Source organism: Bacteroides timonensis (assembly GCF_000513195.1).
Taxonomy (GTDB): Bacteria; Bacteroidota; Bacteroidia; order Bacteroidales; family Bacteroidaceae; genus Bacteroides; species Bacteroides timonensis.
Window position 1 is genome coordinate 1 of the sequence record NZ_CBVI010000063.1, and the last position, 21,444, is coordinate 21,444.

A 21,444-nucleotide genomic window follows, 5' to 3' on the forward strand; every position below is an offset into this window, starting at 1 on the left:
ATGTGCAGGTCGTTGCAACGCCAGAACACTTCATCGGCATCGTTCATCTCGACGTTCTCCAGGTCGATGTCGTTCATCTCGCGGAACATCTTGGGGGCGTCGATGCGGGTATCTTTCATCTTCAGGTGGTCGGAATACCACAGGGCCGAGCGTCCGCCCACGTCGAAGAAGCAGCGGTCGATGGTGAAGCCATGCACGTGCCAGAAGGGGTAATTGCCCTCGAAGCGGCAGTTGGTGGCGATGATATTGCTGCATTCCTTGATGGCGGATTCTCCGGCACGGATGATTACGTTTTCCAGTTGCAGGTCGTGTGTTCCAAACAGCGGACGTTCGCCGCCAAATTCTTTGTCTTTTATCAGTTCCATTGTTATCTATTTATTATTGTATTTCAAAAGTCACGCTCACATTCCCCGCCCCGAGGGCTGCGGCAAGTCCCGAAGCATCGCTCATCCGCCCCAAGCGTGTATAGTTATAAGAGGTGCTGAACGTTTCGTAGAACAGCACCAGGCACGACGAGCCGTAGAGCATCAAGTCGCCCGCCCCGATGGTTCCCGGATGGACGGATGCCGTGGGCAGGCTGCCGGACAAGTAATAGTATTTCTCGTTGCCGTTCAGTTCGGACATGTTCACGGTCATGGGCAGCAGTGCCTTGAAAGCCGTTGCCGCCGCATTGTTCTCTAAAGCGACGCTGAACGAGGCAGTGCCGACTGTTATCTTCAGATGATTGCTCATGGTAGGGTTGTTATTATCATTATTATTATTGTCATCAGGCGTTTCCGGCTGCCCTGCCTCCACTATCGGCTCGTCCGTACCACATGATACGGAACTCACCGAAAGGGACATCATTATAAAAAGGATTGAAAGTAAACGTTTCATCAGTTATCTGTATTTCATTTCTACACCGCAAAGATACGGCAGAAAAAGTATCGGCTTTGTAGATAAATTACAGACATATTAACCCGAATTACTGAAGTTTGCCCAGCTTCAACCATTTCCCCCTCCAGAGGCGGAACAGGAAGATGCTTCCACGGAAACAAAGCTCGATGCACATAGCAATCCACACCCCTTGCAGTCCTATCATCGGGGCAAGCCATGCGGCAAGCGTGAGGCGCACCGCCCAAATGCTGCCCAAGTTCATTGCACTGGGTATCAACGTATCGCCTGCCCCCACAAACACGCCGTAGCCCACGATGGAAGCGGCAAACATAGGTTCGGCAAAGGCTTCGATGCGCAACGCCATCACGCCCAGCGACAAAACTTCGGCATCGGGCGTCATCAACCCCATCATCCACGGAGCTGCCACGTACATCACCACGCCCATCACCCCCATCACCACCATGCCCAGTAACACTGTGATATGGGCGAAGCGTTTCGTCAGTTCCCGCCGTCCGGCACCGATGCTCTGCCCCACCAGCGTGGTGGCGGCATCGGCAATGCCATAACCGGGCATGTAGCAGAGACTTTCGGCAGTAATGGCAAAGGAATTGGCGGCAATCGCCAACACGCCCAAGGGTGCTACGATGACGGTGGTCATAATCTGTGCGCCACATAATATAATGTGTTCGGCACCCATCGGCAGACTGATGCGGAGTGCCCTTTTCAGGCAGTCGGCCTTGGGCAGAAAGTTGCCGTGTTCCTTCGTCAACTTTAAGTCGGGAGAACGGAAACAGAGAAACCACATCATGAGTACCGCTGTCACTACCTCGGCAAGTCCCGTACCTAGTGCCGCACCCACTACACCCAGTCCGGCACCCGGCAGGGAGAGTGTGAAGTCGAGGCATTGCCACTCACGGGAGGGGAAGATGAGGAAGAGATTGAATACCACGTCCAGCACACACATCAGTACGTTCAGCAGGCTGGGCACAAACATATTACCGCTGCATCGCAGCATGCTGCCGCCCAAGAAACTAAGTTGGAGAGCCGGAAGGGACACGGCGAATATCAGAAAGTAGAGCGAAGCATCGTGCGCAATGGAAGTATCGCCTCCCAGCCACATGGGCAGCACGCCACTAATGCCACACCCCACGGCAAGCAGCAGGAAGCTGAACAGCAGTGTCGCCACAATAGATTGGCGCAGCACCGTCCTTGCCCTCTTCCGGTCTCCGGCACCGATGCTGTGCGCCACCTGTACGTAGAAGCCCGTGGCAACCGAGGTGCAGACACCCCAGAACAGCCAAGTGGTGGTGGATACCAGTCCGATGGAAGCGGAAGCGTTGGCTCCCAGGCTGCCCACCATCGAAGCGTCAATATACTGCATGACGATGGAGGACACCTGCGCCATAATGGCAGGCATACTTAGTTGAGCGGTCAAGCGCAACTGCTGTTTCAGTGTCATAGGTTGTCCGTCACGAATGAGGGACAGGAAGGTATTGCTTTGTTTCTCCAGATTCATCTACTTTAGAAGTTTGAGCCACTTGCCGTAGGTCAGCATCCGCCAAATCCATTCCAGCGGACCGAACAGGCAGTAACGCAGCCACAGGTGGCTGAAAGCTATTTCAGCGGCATATACGCCGGTGGCTATCAGCAGCACATGGACTAGCCCCATATCTGCCCCCAGTCCCCAGCCGATGCCATAGAAAATGAACATTCCCCAAAGGGACTGCCCGATGTAGTTGGTAAGAGCCATGCGCCCCGGAGTGGCGAGCAAACGGAAAACGCCGTATTCCTTATTCCGAGAATAGCAGAGAGCAAAGCCTGCCGCATATGCCATACCCATGGGAAAGACGCTGAAGGTATAAAATAAGGTATGTACTGCCAATCCGCAAGGATGTGCATTGAGCGCACTCCACGCATACAGCAGCGAAGTGGGTAGACCGATGAAAAAGCCCCAACGGGTGACTTGTTTCAGCAGTTGGCGGTTCTCGTCCAGACGGGCATATAAACGATTCTTACCGATATAGAAGCCTATCAAGAATAATCCCATCACCTTGAATATACGGTTGCCATCGATGAATTCCTGTATCCGGACCAGCGCACCTTGTATAAGGAAATGAAAGACCTCTTTATAACTTTCCGCATCACGCAGCCAATAAGCAAAATTATCGTCCGTAATGCCGTAACGGGCGCAGTAATATTGCTGTGCTCGTACCACGGAGGCAGAAGGATAGATGCCCGTCGCTTCAATGAAAGCATCAATTCCTATTGGCAACAACAAAAAGATGGTAGCAGATGCAAGCAACCCTCTGCTGGAAACATTGCGGAACAGTGGCAGAAACAGCCCAAGCAAGGCGTAAAGCATCAGTATGTCTCCACTCCATACAAACATCAGGTGCACGAAGCCTATCAGCAGCAACATCATCATCCGTCGGTAGAAAATCAGGAAACCGTTGATATGCTTCTGCATGGCATTCGAGATGATGATGGAAAATCCTATGCCAAACAGCAAAGAGAATAAAGTATAGAATTTACCATCAATAAATACGTATTGCAGATAGCGAACGATACGGTCTATGCCTCCCGTCGCCATTCCGGCGGCAATATCGGGGTGCAAGAAGGTGTATAGAGAAAATTCGGGTAAGTTCGCCAGGCAAATGCCGAATAATGCCAGTCCGCGTAAGGCATCCAAAACGATGTGCCTTTCCTTTCCACGGACGGGAGCGGCACTTTCTGTGTGTATAAGATTTTCCAATATTCTATGTTCTATTTTTCCGATGCAAAGATCATGCGAATAAAGCAATGTGCAGGTAGATAAATTACAGATATATCAACCCGAATTACAGAATTTCACCAATAACCTCTTATTCCTTATATATTAGGATACAATCGGCAGAAAAAGTGGCTTTCAGTAATTGAGGTTATTAAATCCGTAAACGGGGTATCTCTGCATCTACCAAATCTCCGTAATTTTGCACTCAAACAAGAACAGAACTTAATATGAGGACATTATTAATGACAGCAGCTTTCGTCGTAGCAGGTGCTACGGGCATGATGGCACAAAGCACTAAGATTATGGATAATAAAATTGTGAAACAAGAACTGCAACTCACGCAGGAATGGGACAAGACGTTTCCACAAAGTGAGAAAGTGAATCACCGCAAGGTTACGTTCGTCAATCGTTATGGCATTACGTTGGCGGCAGACCTTTACGAACCGAAGACTTACAACGGTAAACTCGCTGCCATTGCTGTGAGCGGTCCGTTCGGTGCGGTAAAGGAACAAGCCAGTGGACTCTATGCACAGACCATGGCAGAACATGGTTTTCTCACCATCGCCTTCGATCCCTCGTTCACTGGTGAGAGCGGCGGCACGCCACGCCGTACTGCATCTCCGGACATCAATACAGAAGATTTCATGGCAGCTGTCGATTTCCTTGGACTTCAGCCAAACGTTGATGCTGAGAAGATAGGTATTATCGGCATTTGCGGATGGGGCGGCATTGCAATTAACGCTGCAAGCATTGATACCCGTATCAAGGCAACAGTTGCAAGTACCATGTATGATATGACTCGCGTAGGCGGTAACGGATACTTCGACGCAGACAACAATGAAAAGGCTCGTCATGCCGCACGTGAAGCGTGGGCTGCCCAGCGTACCCTCACTGCACAAAAGGGTGAAGCGACTCCTGGCGGCGCACTCCCTGAACAGGCTCCGGAAGGTGCGCCACAGTTCCTGATTGACTATGTCGCCTACTACAAGACTCCCCGTGGATATCATCCTCGCAGCGGAAACTCAAACGACGGATGGCATACCTTTGGGACGCAGGCTTATATGAATACTCGTTTCCTCCATTACTCTAATGAGATCCGTTCGGCTGTCTTGGTGATGCACGGCGAGAAGGCTCATTCCCTCTACTTCGGCAAGGATGCTTATAAGTATATGGTAGAAGGCCGTCCTGAGGCTGGCATCAAGCCCAATCCATGTCCTGAGAACAAGGAACTGCTCATTATCCCCGGTGCGAGCCATTGCGATCTCTATGATGGTGGTGAGAAAAAGTGCATTCCTTGGAATAAGCTGATCGATTTCTTTACAAAGAATTTAATGTAATTCTTCCTTCCGGCCATTTTATCACGGGTGGACAAGCGTCTATTCTTCGGAAGTCCTCAAGGATATATTTTTCCAGCTAGTGGTCGAAGCGAGAAATCAGTTCCTGGTTCAAGTCGGTGCGCAGATAGAACTGCCACCGATAGAATCGGGAGTATATTTAAATGAAGCGTCTGAGGAAGTTCATAGCTCAACTGAAATTAATAATGGTTTTATCTTTGTACAATTCTCTTATTTTGTTCATTGTACTTTGAAGGAGGAATGCCAAACTGTTCAGTAAAATGTTTCCTGAATGTATTCGGATCATTGAATCCCACCATTTCCGATATCTCCAAAATAGAGTATTTATGCTCCGTAATAAGTGAAGCCGCTTTACTCATCCTTACACTGCGAATCACTTTACTAATAGATAGTTCACTTCTCTCCTTAATCTTTCTGAACAAGGTCGGCTGTGACATATTCAATTGAGTGGCAAGCGTCTGCACATTAAAGTGTTCATTAGTCAGATTGGCTTCTATGATATTAATTACCTTCTGCATAAAATCATCCCCTTCGGTTTCCTGCGCTGTTTGTTTCAGCATCAACGATTTGGTATAAATCCGTTTCAGATGTTTTCTACGCAAAATTAGATTTTCAACTTTAGCTTTCAGGATTAAAGGATTAAAAGGTTTCATCATATAGTCATCCACTCCAAGCTGGGTTCCCTTGATAATATCAGTATCTTCCGCTTTCGCCGTCAACATTAAAAGGGGGATATGCGCCGTCTCGACTTGTTCTCGGATTTCCTTGCAGCAAGTAAAGCCATCTTTTATCGGCATCATAATGTCGGAAATAATCAAATCCGGTAGATGCAAGGTAGCCAGTTTCACACCTTCTTCCCCATCATCAGCCTCTAATACATTATATTCACTTCGAAAGAGGCTCACAATATACTGACGAATATCGAAATTATCCTCCACAACCAATAAGGTAGCCTTATACCTTGCGGTAACTTTGTCTTCTTTAGTCATCTGTTCCGGTTCGGAAGTTCCTTTCTCCAAATTCGTTTCATCGCTCGCAAGCTCATATACAGTTTCTTCGTAATTATCATCTGCGAAATGTGCTTTTCCTTTCGGAAAGTTCAAACTAAAAATGCTTCCTTTGCCCAACTCACTCTGCAAATCTACCGTACCATGGTGCATATCCATCGTATTTTTCACAATATGCAGTCCAATACCTACTTTGGTAGAAAAGGAAGGAGCAGTCGCTCCGGTAACAAACGAATCGAACACCCGATATTGCAGTTCATCTGGAATTCCCCTACCTGTATCAGAAACAACAATCCGGCAATACTCTTTTTCATCCACCGTATTCTCGACCAGAGAGAGAGTGATTTTACCTCCCGCTTCCGTATATTTAAAGGCATTCGACAGCAAATTGCGCACAGCAGAAGCCACTTTCTCCACATCCACCCATAGAGGAATAGACCGATTCGGTAAATCAATGACGAAATCAATCTTCCTTGATGCAGCCATTTGCCGGAAAGTATCTGCCGCTTCTTTCAATAAAGCTACAATATTAACTTCGGAAAGACATAATTTCATCATCCCCGCCTCAATCTTCTGCACGCTCAACAGGTCATCCACCAAACGATGAAGCGAATTACCATTTTCATACATCAATGACAAAGCCTTATAGTCGGGATCGTCCTTTTTTTTCCGATGCAATAACTCCTGTAACGGAGAAAGCACCAATGTCAACGGAGTCCGCAACTCATGAGCCACACAGGTAAAGAAGTTCTCTCTTTCTTCCCGAATCTGTTTTTCTTTTTCGCATTCTATATGGGATATATGCAGTTCATGCTTTAGAAGTAATTCGCGTTTAGCCCTCCGTTGTTCCCGGCGGACACGATAAATGCCATAACCGGTTATCAAAATAAGAACCATACACACCCCTAAACGGAACCAGATCGTTTGACTCCAGTGAGGTTGGATGCTGATTGCCAACATATCTACAATATTATTCGAGCTATCAGCATAAACACTCTTTACCTCAAACACATAATTACCTGCGGGCAAATTAGTGTAAGAAGCCTTTTCTCCTCCATTGCACACCACCCATTCATTCTGATAAGGCAGCAAACGATAATTATATTTCTGATTTTCTTCTGAATAGAGAAGATTGCTAAAAGACAGCGAGAAGTCACGATTAGCATAAGCCAGCACAATCTTATCCGTATAAGGAAGTCCTTTCTCCAATAGTACCTGCCCATTCACCTTTTCTCCGATTGCCACGAGCTTATTGTTCACCTCCAAGTCCAGCAACAGGTTTTTCTTTATCCTTGGCACAGTTTCTACCGCTTCCGGATTAAAATAAGTCAAAGCATAGTTATTTCCGAAGAACAAAGTTTTCCCGATATGCAATACAGAACGGTTACTACCCGAGATATAGTAATTATAAAACAAATCCAAATGACGGCTATAACGGGAAATACCCGAGTTAGTACCTAACCATACATATCCTTTTTCATCTTCCGCAATGCAAGTGACAAAGTTACTGCACATTCCGTCATGAGTCGTGTAGAAATGCTGGATCGAATCCCCACTTTCGGATAAGACTCCCAGTCCGTCCGTATAACCGACATAGAGTTGTCCGTCCCCGGAAGCCAATAAAGCACGGACATACCGGGCTCCGATCCCTGCCTTAACTTCATAATCTCCCTTCACCTCTACTTTTTGGGTACGGGTATCTACACTCAATTGATATAATCCGTCAGGAGTACCCAGCCAAAGCTCTCCATTTATGCCTTCGGCTATAGCACGTATCGAACATTTCTCCAACAAATTGTCACTTACTGTAAGAACCGGAGAGAAATTCGTTGTTTCTCGGTCAAACAGCAACAACCCATTGCGTGTCCCCACCCAAAAACGATGCTTACTATCAATGAACAGTTGCCATACATAAGTAGAATATTTCAGGTTATTATTCTTTCTGTATTCAGGAGGCAAATTATAATCCACGAATTTCCCGGAGGAAGACTGATAACAAGTGATGGACGCATCCGAATTGCCGAACCATAAATTGCCGTCTTCATCCTTCATGGCACAAAGCGCCGCTTTTCCCTCTGCTACAGGCATCCTTTTCGCTACAAAATCCAAATTCCCTGTCTGTTCAAACGGCAAGGTACTGCGCATGATTGTCCCGTTGAATGTGGCCAACCAGACATACCCTTCATCATCGGACACAATATCGCAGATTTCATTGATCTCCCCCTGCGAGAATCTCTCATAAAATTGCTTTCTAAGGTCGAGAACTATGACTCCTCCGCCATGCGTCCCGAAATAAACCAATCCGCGAGAATCATAATAGACAGCAAGCATGCGGGATTCAAAATTATAAAGATAGGCAAGTTGATTGTTGATTTCAGTAGTTGTTTCCCCACTCTTCTTATCTACAGAGAGCACTGTATACCCGTTCCATGTAGCCGCCATATATTCATCCCCCACAGCCGTAATAGCATATACATCGTTATGTGACAAGTCCGGTTTTTCTTTCGGACTATTGTTCGTAAAGGAATCTAAAGTATGGCTCTGTAAATGATAACGCAACACCCCTCCCCCAATCGTTGCCATCCACAAATAATCTTTATCGCACACCAACGAAGAAATCTGATAGGAATCAGTCCGACTGGCATACAGCTTCACGGTTGTTTCCAACTTTCCCGACGGCACGTCAAATATAAGCAGGCTGCTTTTCTTGGTTATCAGGAAGAGTTTTTTCTTGTCCGGCGAGCTACAAATCTTAGTAATCACTTCCTGTTCATCCGTCAATGCGAACTCTTTCAAAACTTCCAAGGAGAACAGCCGTTCTTTATTCTTAGGATTCTTACTGAGAACCCGTTTCAACAGATGCAGTTTATTCTTTGAGATTGACCAATACGTCGAATCATTCAGGAGCACTAGCCCTTTTGTATTATAATACCGTTTATCCCTAAAATTACCAGTCTCTACAAAACATTCCCGATAACGGTCAAAACAGTGCAAATTACTGTTCGTTATAAAAAGAAGTAATCCGTCCGACGTGTCATACATATACTCAATAGTCATATTGTACTTGTCCGAAGTAAAGCTACGTATATTCTTCCCGTCATACCGACTTAACCCGTCTCCCGTTCCAAACCATATAAACCCGTCTTTATCCTTAAAGATGGAATAAACAGAATTACCGGCAAGACCGTTCTGCATATTCATCTTTTTATAGTTCTTTTCCAAAGATGCATGAAGCATGATAGGGAAAAGAAGAAATAGCATCAATAAGAATATTTGTTTTGCCTTGCTCATTGGATTTAGATTAGAATTTATGTACAAAGAAATAAAAATTAAGTCTAAAGCACTAGAAAAAGCTCAATTAATTGTAATTTGAATGAAATACTAGGTCTAAATGAATAGAATACTCATATATACCGAAGACGGTGAGGGCACCCTCGTTCAAGCGGATTTGCAATCCGCTTGTTTTTTATTTGGAATGACGCTTAAGGAAAGAAGATAAACATAAAGAAAAGTTTTTTCTGCATTGTTACGACTTTTCTCTATATCACTTCTTATCCGGCAGTTATTCCCCTCCGTCAATTCCTTGCTTTGCCATGCATTTTCGTATTATTCTTAATGCTTCCTAAAGGCATCTTTATGGTCTCAGAACTAATCATTTAGATCTTCCTTATGGCAGGCAACTATCGTTTCCAGCAGGAGAAACCGCCGTTCCCATTAAGAGAAACCAGCGTTCCCATTAAGGGAAACGCGAGTTCCCATAAGGGGAAACTGCCGTTCCCTGCAGCGGAAACGGATCTAAATATAGGAGGGTTGCGGCTGAAAAAAGGGCTACACCATTTGCCCGAAAGGGTGTAACCATGTGCCCCAAATGGTGTAGCCATGTGCTTGAAAGGGTGTAGCCCTACCGGATAAAAGGTTATTTTGCCCGAAATATGAGCGTAAGTTTCCTCTGAAAAAGGTTTTATCCGCTACTTTCCGGTATATCCCGTTCGTTTTCGAAAAGTCTATTTGACTGAGAATTCACCTTAAACAGACTTTTTGAATCTTTTATAAGAATATTACCATGCAATATCCTTCTCTTTTTCCACATACGCTTTCTATTTGCATTTTCCCAATAAGGATTCCTTGCGTTCTTTTTCATCAAGCACATACGGACGAGCAATCTGCACCTAAAGAAGAAAAAGGTGCCAATTAATCGCAATTTGAATGAGACACTAGGTATAAATGAATGAAATGCTCATGTTCTGAATCCCATTCTCTCTCTAATTTTGTAACGATTGCCAGAGCAATGTACAACAAACCTGAAGATAAAAGAATAAATTAAAAGCATATTATGAAAAAACATGTAAGGAACACCTTTTTACTATTGCCGATAGCGGCTAGTCTCCCTATTCAGGCACAAGAAAAAAATGAATCCCCCAATCTCGTATTTATTATGGCAGACCAATGGAGAGGTGACGCTTTAGGTTGCATCGGTAAGGAACCTGTACAAACTCCCCATTTAGACCGACTCGCATCCGAAGGAGTACTTTTCACCAACGCCATCAGTTGCTACCCCGTTTCGTCACCGGCGCGGGGAATCTTGATGACAGGCATGTATCCCATGAACAATAAGGTAATAGGGAACTGCAACTCGGAGACTGCCCCCTACGGAGTAGAACTGCCGGAAACAGCCCGTTGTTGGAGCGACGTGCTGAAAGATAAAGACTACCGCACAGGGTACATCGGTAAGTGGCATCTCGACTCCCCGCAGCAACCATTTGTAGACACCTACAACAATCGTGGGAAAGTGGCATGGAATGAGTGGTGTCCGCCCGAACGCCGTCACGGTTTCGACTTTTGGGTAGCTTACGGCACTTACGACAACCATCTCAATCCGATGTATTGGGAAGCGTCTGCTCCGCGTGACGGTTTCTTCTATCCGAAGAAATGGGGACCGGAGTATGAAGTAGACCGTGCCATCGAATTTCTGTCCAAGCAGGAAGAGAGCAAATCCCCCTTCGCATTGGTCATATCCATGAATCCCCCGCATACCGGTTATGACTTGGTACCTGATAAATATAAAGAGATGTATAAGGATCTCGATGTAGAAAGCTTGTGCAAAAACCGTCCGGATATTCCGGCTAAAGGGACGGAAATGGGTGACTATTTCCGCAATAATATCTGCGATTATTATGCCTGCATGACTGGAGTGGATGAGAATGTAGGACGCCTTATTGATGAACTGAAACGTCTGAACCTATTCGACAATACCATCGTAGTTTTTACATCCGATCATGGAATATGTATGGGAGCGCATCAGTCTGCAGGAAAAGATATTTATTACGAAGAATCCATGAAGATTCCCATGATCATTTCTTGGCCCCGACAAATCAAGCCACGTGTAGATAAGCACACGATGATTGCTTTCGGAGATATGTATTCCACCTTATTATCTATGATGGGATTCTTCAAGGAGATTCCACAGGAGGTACAGACTTTCAATTTTGCTAATTCTATCCTTTCGGGAAAAACGGATAAAAAGACCGTGCAGCCTTATTATCATGTGCAACCAAGTAATCCGTCTACCGGTTATCGTGGCCTGCGTACATCAAGATATACCTTTGTCGTACGCGCAAAAGACGGAATAATCGATCAGACAGTACTGTTCGACCGGAACAAAGATCCGTATGAAATGAACAACATAGCAGCAGAGCAACCGAAACTAGTCCGTTCTTTGCACAAGCAACTCAAAGAGTGGCTGACACAAACGAACGATCCGTTTGCCGCTTACCTTTCGAATGAACCATAAAACGATTCGATACAGTCATGAGCCGACAGTTTTCAATAATTATATAAATATTTCTCACTTAACACACTCGGGCAGATAGTCCCCATCTATGCTATCTGCCCGAAAAAAGAACCTTTTTACTAAAACTATATTAATTCACAAAAAACAATTACATGAAAAGAAAAAGCAAAATTCGAGCAGGATGGCTTAGCTTCTTTGTATTGTCATTTATCTTTATTTTTTGTAATTCTATGTCGGCAATCGCACAGAATGGTATAAAAATCACAGGTAAAGTATTTGACAATACACAGTTGGAAGTCATCGGTGCAAACGTGCTGGTCAAAGGCACTTCGACCGGTAGCATCACCAATGTTAATGGCGAATACACAATTACAGTGCCTGACGAAAAAGCCGTACTGGTGTTCTCTTTTATCGGATATCAGAAACAGGAAGTTGTCGTAGGCAAGAACCGGGTAATCAACGTAACGTTGGAAGACGATTCCCAGTCATTGGATGAGGTAGTCGTGGTTGCATACGGCACGCAATCCAAAGCCACGCTGACAGGAGCCTTGTCCAGCATTGACACAAAAGAGCTGATAAAGGCTCCTGTAGCAAGTATCAGTAATGTTTTGGCAGGTGCTATGCCGGGTGTATCTACCGTGCAGACCAGTGGTCAGCCGGGAGCGGATGCAGCCGCTATTTATGTACGTGGCAGCGGTTCTTTAACCGGAAGCGCTTCCTCGCCTCTTGTACTGGTAGATGGCGTAGAACGTGACTTTTCACAGATTGATCCGAATGAGATTGAAAGTCTGTCCATCTTGAAAGATGCCTCTGCCACAGCAGTATTCGGAGTGCGTGGAGCTAACGGCGTAGTTCTGGTTACCACACGCCGCGGAAAAAGTGGCAAACCGTCTATCAATGTAAGTACCATTACCGGTGTGCAGCAACCATTGTCCTACGTTGAACAGACAGGAAGTTATGAATTTGCCCGTTATTGGAATATGAAACAGCAAAATGACCAGGTAACAGACCGGAAAACGTATTTTACGCGAGAGGCAATAGAGGCCTACCGCACAGGTTCAGACCCGATCATGTACCCTAATACCAAATGGGGAGATTACATGTATAACGATTTCTTCATACAGTCCAAGAACAATATCAATATATCCGGAGGTAATGACGTGGTCAAATACTTCGTGTCTTTAAGTTATCTTTATCAGAATGGTATTTTGAAACAGTTCAATGCACTACCTTATGATAACAATTTCAAGTACAACCGTTATAACTATCGTGCCAACTTGGACTTCAAACTGACCAAGACTACCACTATGAAGCTGAATATCGGCGGTAACGTGGGACAGAAACAGGAACCGAGAGCTTCCAGTGACAATCCGTGGGTGTACACCCAGATATGGGCGCTGCCTTTCTCCGGTCCCGGCATAGTCAGCGGGGTACGCACGCAAGTGCCGGGAGCATTGACACCGGTGGGAGTAAACCGTGACGGATTAAGTATTTACTGGGGACAAGGATATAACCAAGAATACCAGACCACCCTGAATACGGATGTGGACATCACACAGAAGCTGGATATGCTGACTAAAGGACTCTCTGTCTCAGTGAAAGGTTCTTATGACAACCTGTTCAAACTGAATAAATACCGCGTCGGAGGAACAGTGGAATCTCAAACGGCATATTACAAATCATTCAAGGATGATTCTACCAAACCGCAGACAGATCCGGATTATGACAAAACAATCATCTACGTACCGAGTGGGAGTGTTTCCCCGCTTGTTTACTCTGAAGCTTATAACAGAGACCGCAACTGGTATATCGAAGGTAGAATCAATTATGACCGGACATTCAACAATGACCACAAAGTCACCGCTCTGTTTCTTTATAACCAGTCGCGCAATTATTATCCGAAAAAATCAGATGGGACAAATGCTGCCTATCAATATATGCCGCGGGGATATGTGGGTTTTGTAGGACGTGTTACCTACGGATACAAATCCAAATACCTGATAGATGTCAATGCCGGATATAACGGTTCCGAGAACTTTGCTCCCGGTAAAAACCGATACGGTTTATTCCCGTCAGCTTCCATCGGATGGGTAATGTCGGAAGAAGCTTTTATGAAAAAGCTAAGTATGATTGATTACTTGAAATGGAGAGTTTCCTGGGGACGCGTAGGTAGCGACACCGGAACAAGCACCCGTTTCATGTATATGCCGGGAGTCTGGACACAAAGCAACGGTTACAGTTTCGGAGTATCCAACCCGACCAACAGTCAGACATACTTGCTCGGAACTTCGGGTAATATGGATGTTACCTGGGAGACAGCCGACAAGCAGAACTATGGTATCGACCTGAAAATGCTTCAAAACAAGTTGTCGTTCAGTTTCGACTACTTTGTGGAGAAACGTACAGGCATCCTGATCTCACCGAATTCTACTCCTTCCATTATCGCTACCGGACTCCCGAATCTGAATCTGGGTAAAGTGGACAACAAAGGATATGAGATTTCGTTGGGATGGGATCAGACATTAGGAAACGGACTCCGTTATTACGCGAATGCCAATATGTCTTTCGCCCGCAACAAGATTATATATATGGACGAAGTGCCTAACGAGTATGATTATATGAACCAGACCGGAGGCTCTACCGAACGCCCGACCAATGTATATCAATTTGTCAGACTGTATCAATACAGTGATTTCACTAAAAACAGCAATGGCGACTTGGTGCTTAATCCTTCACTTCCGAAACCGTCCGTCACCGTTTATCCCGGAGATGCCATGTATGCAGACTTGAATGGCGACAACACGGTGGATGGCAGTGACCGGAAGGTAACCGGCTATCCGGAACGTCCGGAATACACATTCGGATTCAATGCCGGACTCGACTACAAAGGATTCAACTTCAGTATGCAATGGAGCGGAGCGGCACACGTGAACAAGATGCTTCAGATTGAATACCGGATTCCTTTCACCAATGCGGGCAAACGTGGTTTGCTAGACTACTTCTATAAGAAAGGATGGACGGAAGAAAACCAGTTAGGAGCGGAATATCCCCGTGCGGCAGAGACTTCCGAAACTTGGAACTCGGAGAACTCTACGCTTTGGCTGAAAGATGCTTCTTATATCCGCTTAAAGACATTAACTATCGGGTACACCTTTACCAAGAAGCGTTTCTTAAAGGCTATCGGTGCAAGTTCTCTCGGTCTCTCACTTAATGGATATAACTTATTAACGTTCTCTCCTCTCGATATTCTCGACCCGGAAAGTTTGGGAAACAATATCGGTGCATACCCGCTTGTCAAAGTGTATAGCGTAGGAGTCAATCTTAATTTCTAATGATTAAAATAAAATGAAGAATATAATCAAACTATTATCAATCTGTTTCGTCTGCAGCATGTATTCTTGCTCGGACTTGACATTTGGAGATAAATTCCTGGGAAGCCAGCCCGAAAGTTCGGGTGCGGTGCTCGACTCCATGTTCAACTCCAAAGTCAATGCAGATAAAGTCCTGTCAAGTGCCTATGCTTATCTGCCATACGGACTACCGACAGCCGCGGCGCCCTATAACAAAATGGGAGTAAACATACTGGAGGCAATCACTGATTTATATCAAAGTTGCCGAAATAATGCGCAAGACGGTCCCGTCAATCTATATTATAATGGGCTACTTAGCGCAAACAACACACTAAGAAACTGCGAAGCCTACCGATATGGTTCCGAAACGCAGTATAACGCTATCCGTTATGCATGGATCTATATTGAAAACGCAGCTAGAATACCGGATATCAGCGAAGCCGAACGTAGTCAACGTATCGCTGAAGCTAAGATGGTGATAGCCTTGAGTTATGCGGAAATGCTTCGCTATGTAGGTGGTGTTCCCTGGATAGACCATTCTATCGATCCTAACGAAGACATGACATTCCCACGTCTCACCTTTGCAGAAACCGTGAGTAAGATTGTCGGTCTGTTGGACGAAGCTATTCCTTACTTGAAATGGAAGCAAGACGAAGTGGACGACGGACGTATGACGAAAGCCGGAGCAATGGGTTTAAAACTCAGAGTGTTGCTGTTTGCCGCCAGTCCTACCTTCAATTCGGATACAAAATGGCATAGTCAGGCTGATGAATACACTTGCTACGGCAACTTCAGCAACCAGCGTTGGGAAGAAGCCATGAAAGCAGGAAAAGCTTTCTTTGACGAATTGGGAAGACAAAGGATCTATGGCCTCACACAGCCGACAGAAGATACACACCGGGCACATCGTCTGGCTTACCGTTCGGGATATTATGACAGAGGAGGTACGGAAGTGCTGATTTCCACCCGACGCGGTTATGATGTCAGCATTCACCAGCAGTTCTTTGATCAACGTTTATATTCAGGTCCAACCTTGAACTACGTGAATATGTTTCCATGGAGTGACGGAAGCGACTTCCCTGCCAACTTTGACTGGGAGCATCCGTCCAAGCAACCGTTCTTCGAGAATGGAGAACCTACCCGTGACCCGCGTCTATATGAAAATGTAGCCGTACCGGGAGACAATTACTTCAACGATACGCAAGCACCTATATATACCAATCACCAAAACTATCGTGCGGAAGGTACAGGTTTCTTAATGATGAAGTTCATCTTGCAGTCTGCCAGCGACCGCAACGAGCGTCCTGTTCAATGGCCTTATCTGCGCCTGCCGGAAGTGATGTTGAGCTATGCGGAAGCAATCAATGAATTTGAAGGGCCACGCAACGCGGTGACTTACGTCAACCAAGTGCGCAATCGCGTCGGACTGTCCGATCTGCCTTCAACCATCGACAAAACAACATTGCGGGAAGCTATCTTGCGCGAACGTACGTTAGAGTTCGGTTTTGAAGAAGTACATTGGTTCGACCTTGTCAGATGGGGACGCAAAGATGACTTCCAGAAAAAGCTGTATGGCTTATATTCCAAAGGAAATCAAGTGAACAACCCTACCTCTTTCACCTTCTCAACGTATGAACTGGCCGCCCGTTATTGGGTGAACAGCTGGGATAGTAAATGGTATCTGGCTCCTATCCCTCAATCGGAAATCAACAAGGAATATGGAATGACACAAAACCCCGGTTGGTAATCTTACATAATAAACTAAGTTAAACATATCTTATGAAGAAATATATAATCATAGCATTAATCGGTGGCTTCACAGTTCCTGCGCTTGCACAGGAGCCTGTAAAAGCTAGTCGGCCGGACACGATGCAGTTGGGCTACCAGATGGAGATGCCCGTCAGCAAGATTGCCGGCTCCGCTAGAGGTATCAGCAGCAAAGTGCTCGATAAAGCCCCGGAGATAGACATCGCCAAAGCATTATATGGCAAGATAGCCGGATTAAATGTATATCAGGGAAATGGTTCAAGTGCCGAAAACATCCCTTCATTGAGTATTCATGGAAACGCGCCCCTCATCTTGGTAGACGGCTTTCCACGCAGCTTATCGGATATTACTTCTTCCGAAATCGAATCTATCCGGATATTGAAAGATGCCGTTGCGTCCGCTCTTTATGGAGTAAGAGGAGGAAACGGGGTTATATTGGTGACCACCAAGCACGGTCACGACGACAAGTTGAAAGTAACCGCCAACTATCAATACGGTATCAGCACCCAGTTCCGTAAGCCGGAGTTTGCCGATGCGTACACGTATGCCAACAGTCTGAATGAAGCGCTGAAACTTGACGGACTGGATACCCGTTACAACGCCAACGAGCTGGATGCTTTCAGAAACAACACGTATCCTTATGAATATCCGAACGTAGATTGGTGGAATGAGGTGTACAACAAAACATCCGACAATCACCGCCTGAACTTGACATTTGATGGTGGCAGCAACCGTTTCCGCTATTATGCGGTAGTCGACTATATGCACGACAAGGCATTCTTTAACGACGACCAGTCGGACGGACGTTACAGTACCAAACCATCGGACGTCCGTTTGAATATCCGCACGAATATTGATGTGGATTTGACTTCGAGCACGTTCTTTAAGGTCGGTGTTCTCGGAAAATTACAGGAGACTAACGATGCTTATTATCTTCGCAGCACCGACAACCGGACAAATGCACTCTCCAACGTTATTTACAATACTCCTTCCGCTGCATTCCCCATCCGTCATGCAGACGGTACGTACGGCGGGAACAGCATTTACGGAGCAAATAATCCGGTAGCATTGCTCGAAAGCACCGGTAGTCTTCGGACTACCTACGGAACTCTGCTTGCTAATGCTACGTTAAAGCAAGAGTTGGATGTGTTATTGAAAGGACTGTCGGCTGAAGTGTCCGTTGCCTTCGATAACGTCGGCTCCATGTTCGATGTAGCCCAGAAACAATATAAGTATATGGATACGCAAGCTTCCATACTTAACGACGGAACGCTGGTCACTACCCCTGTCACTTATAGCAAGGATTCTGAAATCCTCAGTCACGCTCAGCCGTTCAATTCCCTCTATATGCGTTCCAATATACAAGCAAGAATCAACTACTTGCTGCAAAGCGGTGCGCACGATTTGAATACCTCTTTGATTTATGACCAGCAGTCTTATACTGCCGACGGGAGAAATAACGGAGCTAAACGTCAGTCCGGTCTGTTGTATGCCACTTATACATATAACAACCGCTACACCTTGAACGGAGTGCTCAACTATTCCGGTACAGCCTATCTCCCGGAAGGAGACCGTTTTCATCTGTATCCGGCCGTATCCGCAGGATGGGTTGCCTCTAACGAAAACTTCTTAAAGGATGTAGAAAGCATCAATCTGCTGAAACTTTATGCTTCGTATGGTATTTCCGGATGGGACGGTAATATGCAGCATGAACTTTATCGCCAGTCTTACGGCAATACCAACGGAAGCGGAGGAACTTATTACTTCACCAACAATGCCAGCGATTATTACGGCTTGGCAGAAGGAGCACTCCCCGTTGAGAACCTGACGATTGAACAATCGAAGAAACTTAGTTACGGTATGGAACTGAACGCATTCAAAAACCGTCTTTCTTTCTATCTGGAAGGATTCTATGAGAGAAGAAGCGACATTCTGATCAACGGATCATCTTCCGTTTCCAGTATTATCGGTATAAGCGTCAACAAGATCAATGCCGGTGTTCAGGATTATAAAGGCTTTGATGCTTCCATTACATGGAATGACAGGATCGGCAAGGACTTCAGCTATAGCATTGGTGCTAACACATCGTATGTAAACAGTGAAGTCATCAACGACGGACAAGAATATCAACAGTATGATTACCTCTATACCAAAGGCAACAGAGTCGGTCAGCAATATGGGCTGGAAGTCATCGGGTTCTTCAATGACCAACGTGAGATAAACAACAGCCCGGTGCAGACATTCTCAACGGTACGTCCGGGAGACATCAAGTATAAAGACCAGAATGGCGATAACAAGATTGACGCACAGGACAAGGTCAGAATGTTCGGCTCTACCGTGCCGAAATTCTACTTCGGAATCAACTTGAGCGCTTCTTACAAGAACTTTGAAATCTCTGCGGATCTTCAGGGAATGACCGGTGTAACCACCAGTCTGCTGAATTCACCGCTGTATAAGCCATTGGTTAACAACGGTAATATTTCACAAACGTTTCTCGACAACGAAACAGCATGGACACCGGAGAATGCCGGTCGTGCTACCATGCCCCGCTTGACTACATTGGCTAATGCCAACAACTATCAGGCTAACTCGTTGTGGTATCGTGACGGTTCTTTCATCAAATTGAGAAATTTATACCTTAGTTATACTTTCTCCAGAAAGATAATTCGCTTTGCGGATATGAAACTCTACCTGCAAGGCAGCAACCTGTTCTCTTTGGACAATATCGGCTTTGCCGACCCTGAACAACTGGGAGCCGTGTATCCTTCCGCACGCTCTTACTGGATGGGAGTTAAGTTCAACTTTTAACCTGAAATATGAATAGATATATGAAAATTAAACATTGCATATTAGCATATAGTGCCATCGTCCTGCTTGCATCGTGCAACTATCTGGATTATGATGAAACTAGCGGTCTGAATACCCAAGAAGATATTTACAGATATTTCGACAAGACCAAACAAATGCTCACTCATGTATACACATACATGCCGCAGGATTTGGGAACCATTGAGGGAGCCATGAGAGACTGCGCCAGTGATGACGCAGAATACGGAGCTACCGGAGGCAACATACAAGATATGACCAACGGTAACTGGTCGGCTCTCCAAACCCGTGACGACCAATGGAAACTATACGAGGGCATCCGTGCAGCCAACGAATTCCTGCAATCGCTGCAGAACGTAGACTTGTCACGTTATGAATATGACCCGAACTATGCCAATTGGACAAAGCAACTCGCCTTCTTCTCTTACGAAGCAAGGGTGCTACGGGCACACTACTTTTTTGAGCTGGCACGCCGGTATGGAGACATCGCCATGCCGCTGACCATGTTGACAACGGATGAAGCGAACGCTATCGGGAAAACATCTTTCGATGATGTAATCAGTTTCATTGTTTCCGAATGCAGCGACGCAGCGCAACATCTGCCGGATACTTACGTCGGACAACCGAGCAACGAAACGGGGCGCATCACCAAAGGTTTTGCCATGGCGGTTAAATCGAAAGCATTATTATATGCGGCAAGCAAGCTCCACAATCCGTCCAACAGCACGGATAAGTGGGAAGCCTCTGCCAAAGCGGCTTATGACATCATCAAGTTAAACCTCTATCAACTTGACCCGAATGAGAAGGTAAACGATACTTCTTCTCCGGAAGTGGTGCTGTTCCGCATGAATGGGAACAATACAGCATTCGAACTGAATAACTTCCCTATCCGCTTCACAGAAGGAAGACGGACAACACCTGCCACTGCGACTTTTCCGTCACAGAACTTGGTAGATGCTTTCCAAACCGTCAACGGATATCCCGTCACTTTGGGTGATAACGGTTGGGAGTGTGAAGATCCGGCTTTCAATCCTCAACAGCCATACGCCAACCGCGATCCCCGCTTCTATCGCACTTTACTTGCCAACGGCAGCGAGTTCAAAGAATCAGAGATAGCTGTATATAGAGGTGGAAGCGACTATGCTTCTATATCAGAAGGCGGTTCGCCAACCGGCTACTTCCTGCGTAAATACATTCAGGAAAGCACCAGCTTCGAGCCGGACAAGGAAGTAAGCAACAAACATCATTGGATTATCTACCGCTATGCGGAAACATTGCTGACCTATGCGGAATCTATGGTGATGGCATTCAACAGTCCACAGTATACGAGCAGCGAACTTCCCCAATCAGCAGAATGGGCACTCAATGAAGTCAGAAGAAACGCCGGAATGCCCGCCGTATCTATCACGAATAAAGAGGAATTTATCCAAGCATTGCAGAATGAGTGGCGTGTCGAGTTCGCTTTCGAAGACCATCGTTTCTGGGATGTACGCAGATGGGAAATAGCCGAAGAGACTCAAAAAGAGCTTTACGGAGTAAATATTGAAAGAGCAACAGACGGCACGCTGAACTTTAAAAAAGTACTTTATAAAAGCCGGAAATGGAACCAGCGCATGTATCTCTACCCCATCCCGCAAAGTGAACTGTTCAAGAACACGAATTTGAATCCGCAGAATACCGGTTGGTGATCTGCCCTTAACTC

At 45.8% G+C, this 21,444-nt stretch carries 11 protein-coding genes; 6 read left to right on the forward strand and 5 right to left on the reverse strand.

Annotation, left to right across the window (positions count from 1 at the left end; translation table 11 throughout):
- The 4 genes from BN161_RS12485 to BN161_RS12500 form a co-directional block, all read right to left on the reverse strand.
- A partial coding sequence (locus BN161_RS12485) for a DUF3737 family protein (protein WP_044266635.1) occupies nt 1–365 on the reverse strand: 365 nt, incomplete at its 3' end.
- Nucleotides 366–378: 13 nt separating this feature from the next.
- Nucleotides 379–876 carry a cyclophilin-like fold protein gene (locus BN161_RS12490; RefSeq protein ID WP_044266638.1) on the reverse strand — a complete coding sequence of 166 codons (498 nt, stop codon included), beginning with the start codon at nt 874–876 and terminating at the stop codon, nt 379–381.
- Between the two features lie 88 nt (nt 877–964).
- Nucleotides 965–2,392, reverse strand: a complete 1,428-nt coding sequence (locus BN161_RS12495) for an MATE family efflux transporter (RefSeq protein WP_044266641.1) — start codon at nt 2,390–2,392, stop codon at nt 965–967.
- Nucleotides 2,393–3,628, reverse strand: coding sequence for a DUF418 domain-containing protein (locus BN161_RS12500; RefSeq protein ID WP_044266643.1), 1,236 nt, complete (start codon nt 3,626–3,628; stop codon nt 2,393–2,395).
- A gap of 245 nt (nt 3,629–3,873) precedes the next feature.
- On the opposite strand from BN161_RS12500, the gene BN161_RS12505 reads away from it, so the two are divergent.
- Complete coding sequence (locus tag BN161_RS12505) at nt 3,874–4,983, forward strand: alpha/beta hydrolase (protein ID WP_081743691.1); 1,110 nt, start codon at nt 3,874–3,876, stop codon at nt 4,981–4,983.
- A gap of 209 nt (nt 4,984–5,192) precedes the next feature.
- On the opposite strand, the gene BN161_RS12510 is transcribed toward BN161_RS12505, so the two are convergent.
- On the reverse strand, nt 5,193–9,299 hold the full coding sequence (locus BN161_RS12510; protein ID WP_044266645.1) for a hybrid sensor histidine kinase/response regulator transcription factor: 4,107 nt from the start codon (nt 9,297–9,299) through the stop codon (nt 5,193–5,195).
- A gap of 1,042 nt (nt 9,300–10,341) precedes the next feature.
- On the opposite strand from BN161_RS12510, the gene BN161_RS12520 reads away from it, so the two are divergent.
- From BN161_RS12520 to BN161_RS12540, 5 genes are all read left to right on the forward strand, one after another.
- Nucleotides 10,342–11,799 (forward strand): sulfatase-like hydrolase/transferase, encoded by a 1,458-nt coding sequence (locus BN161_RS12520; protein ID WP_044266648.1) that lies wholly within the window; start codon nt 10,342–10,344, stop codon nt 11,797–11,799.
- 230 nt (nt 11,800–12,029) lie between these two features.
- Nucleotides 12,030–15,131: a SusC/RagA family TonB-linked outer membrane protein gene (locus BN161_RS12525; protein ID WP_125910807.1), complete on the forward strand. Its 3,102-nt coding sequence runs from the start codon at nt 12,030–12,032 to the stop codon at nt 15,129–15,131.
- A 13-nt stretch (nt 15,132–15,144) separates the two neighbouring features.
- On the forward strand, nt 15,145–16,896 hold the full coding sequence (locus BN161_RS12530) for a RagB/SusD family nutrient uptake outer membrane protein (RefSeq protein ID WP_044266654.1): 1,752 nt from the start codon (nt 15,145–15,147) through the stop codon (nt 16,894–16,896).
- Between the two features lie 32 nt (nt 16,897–16,928).
- Nucleotides 16,929–19,724 (forward strand): SusC/RagA family TonB-linked outer membrane protein, encoded by a 2,796-nt coding sequence (locus BN161_RS12535; protein ID WP_044266656.1) that lies wholly within the window; start codon nt 16,929–16,931, stop codon nt 19,722–19,724.
- Nucleotides 19,725–19,744: 20 nt separating this feature from the next.
- Entirely contained in the window at nt 19,745–21,430 is a 1,686-nt protein-coding gene (locus tag BN161_RS12540) for a RagB/SusD family nutrient uptake outer membrane protein (RefSeq protein ID WP_052356262.1), read from the forward strand.
- Nucleotides 21,431–21,444 lie beyond the last annotated feature (14 nt).

What these genes read in the sequence shown, in the direction of transcription:
- BN161_RS12535 (WP_044266656.1), top strand. Translation starts at nt 16,929, where the DNA reads ATGAAGAAATATATAATCATAGCATTAATCGGTGGCTTCACAGTTCCT.
- BN161_RS12490 (WP_044266638.1), bottom strand. Translation starts at nt 876, where the DNA reads ATGAAACGTTTACTTTCAATCCTTTTTATAATGATGTCCCTTTCGGTG.
- BN161_RS12505 (WP_081743691.1), top strand. Translation starts at nt 3,874, where the DNA reads ATGAGGACATTATTAATGACAGCAGCTTTCGTCGTAGCAGGTGCTACG.
- BN161_RS12525 (WP_125910807.1), top strand. Translation starts at nt 12,030, where the DNA reads ATGTCGGCAATCGCACAGAATGGTATAAAAATCACAGGTAAAGTATTT.
- BN161_RS12495 (WP_044266641.1), bottom strand. Translation starts at nt 2,392, where the DNA reads ATGAATCTGGAGAAACAAAGCAATACCTTCCTGTCCCTCATTCGTGAC.
- BN161_RS12530 (WP_044266654.1), top strand. Translation starts at nt 15,145, where the DNA reads ATGAAGAATATAATCAAACTATTATCAATCTGTTTCGTCTGCAGCATG.
- BN161_RS12520 (WP_044266648.1), top strand. Translation starts at nt 10,342, where the DNA reads ATGAAAAAACATGTAAGGAACACCTTTTTACTATTGCCGATAGCGGCT.
- BN161_RS12540 (WP_052356262.1), top strand. Translation starts at nt 19,745, where the DNA reads ATGAAAATTAAACATTGCATATTAGCATATAGTGCCATCGTCCTGCTT.
- BN161_RS12510 (WP_044266645.1), bottom strand. Translation starts at nt 9,299, where the DNA reads ATGAGCAAGGCAAAACAAATATTCTTATTGATGCTATTTCTTCTTTTC.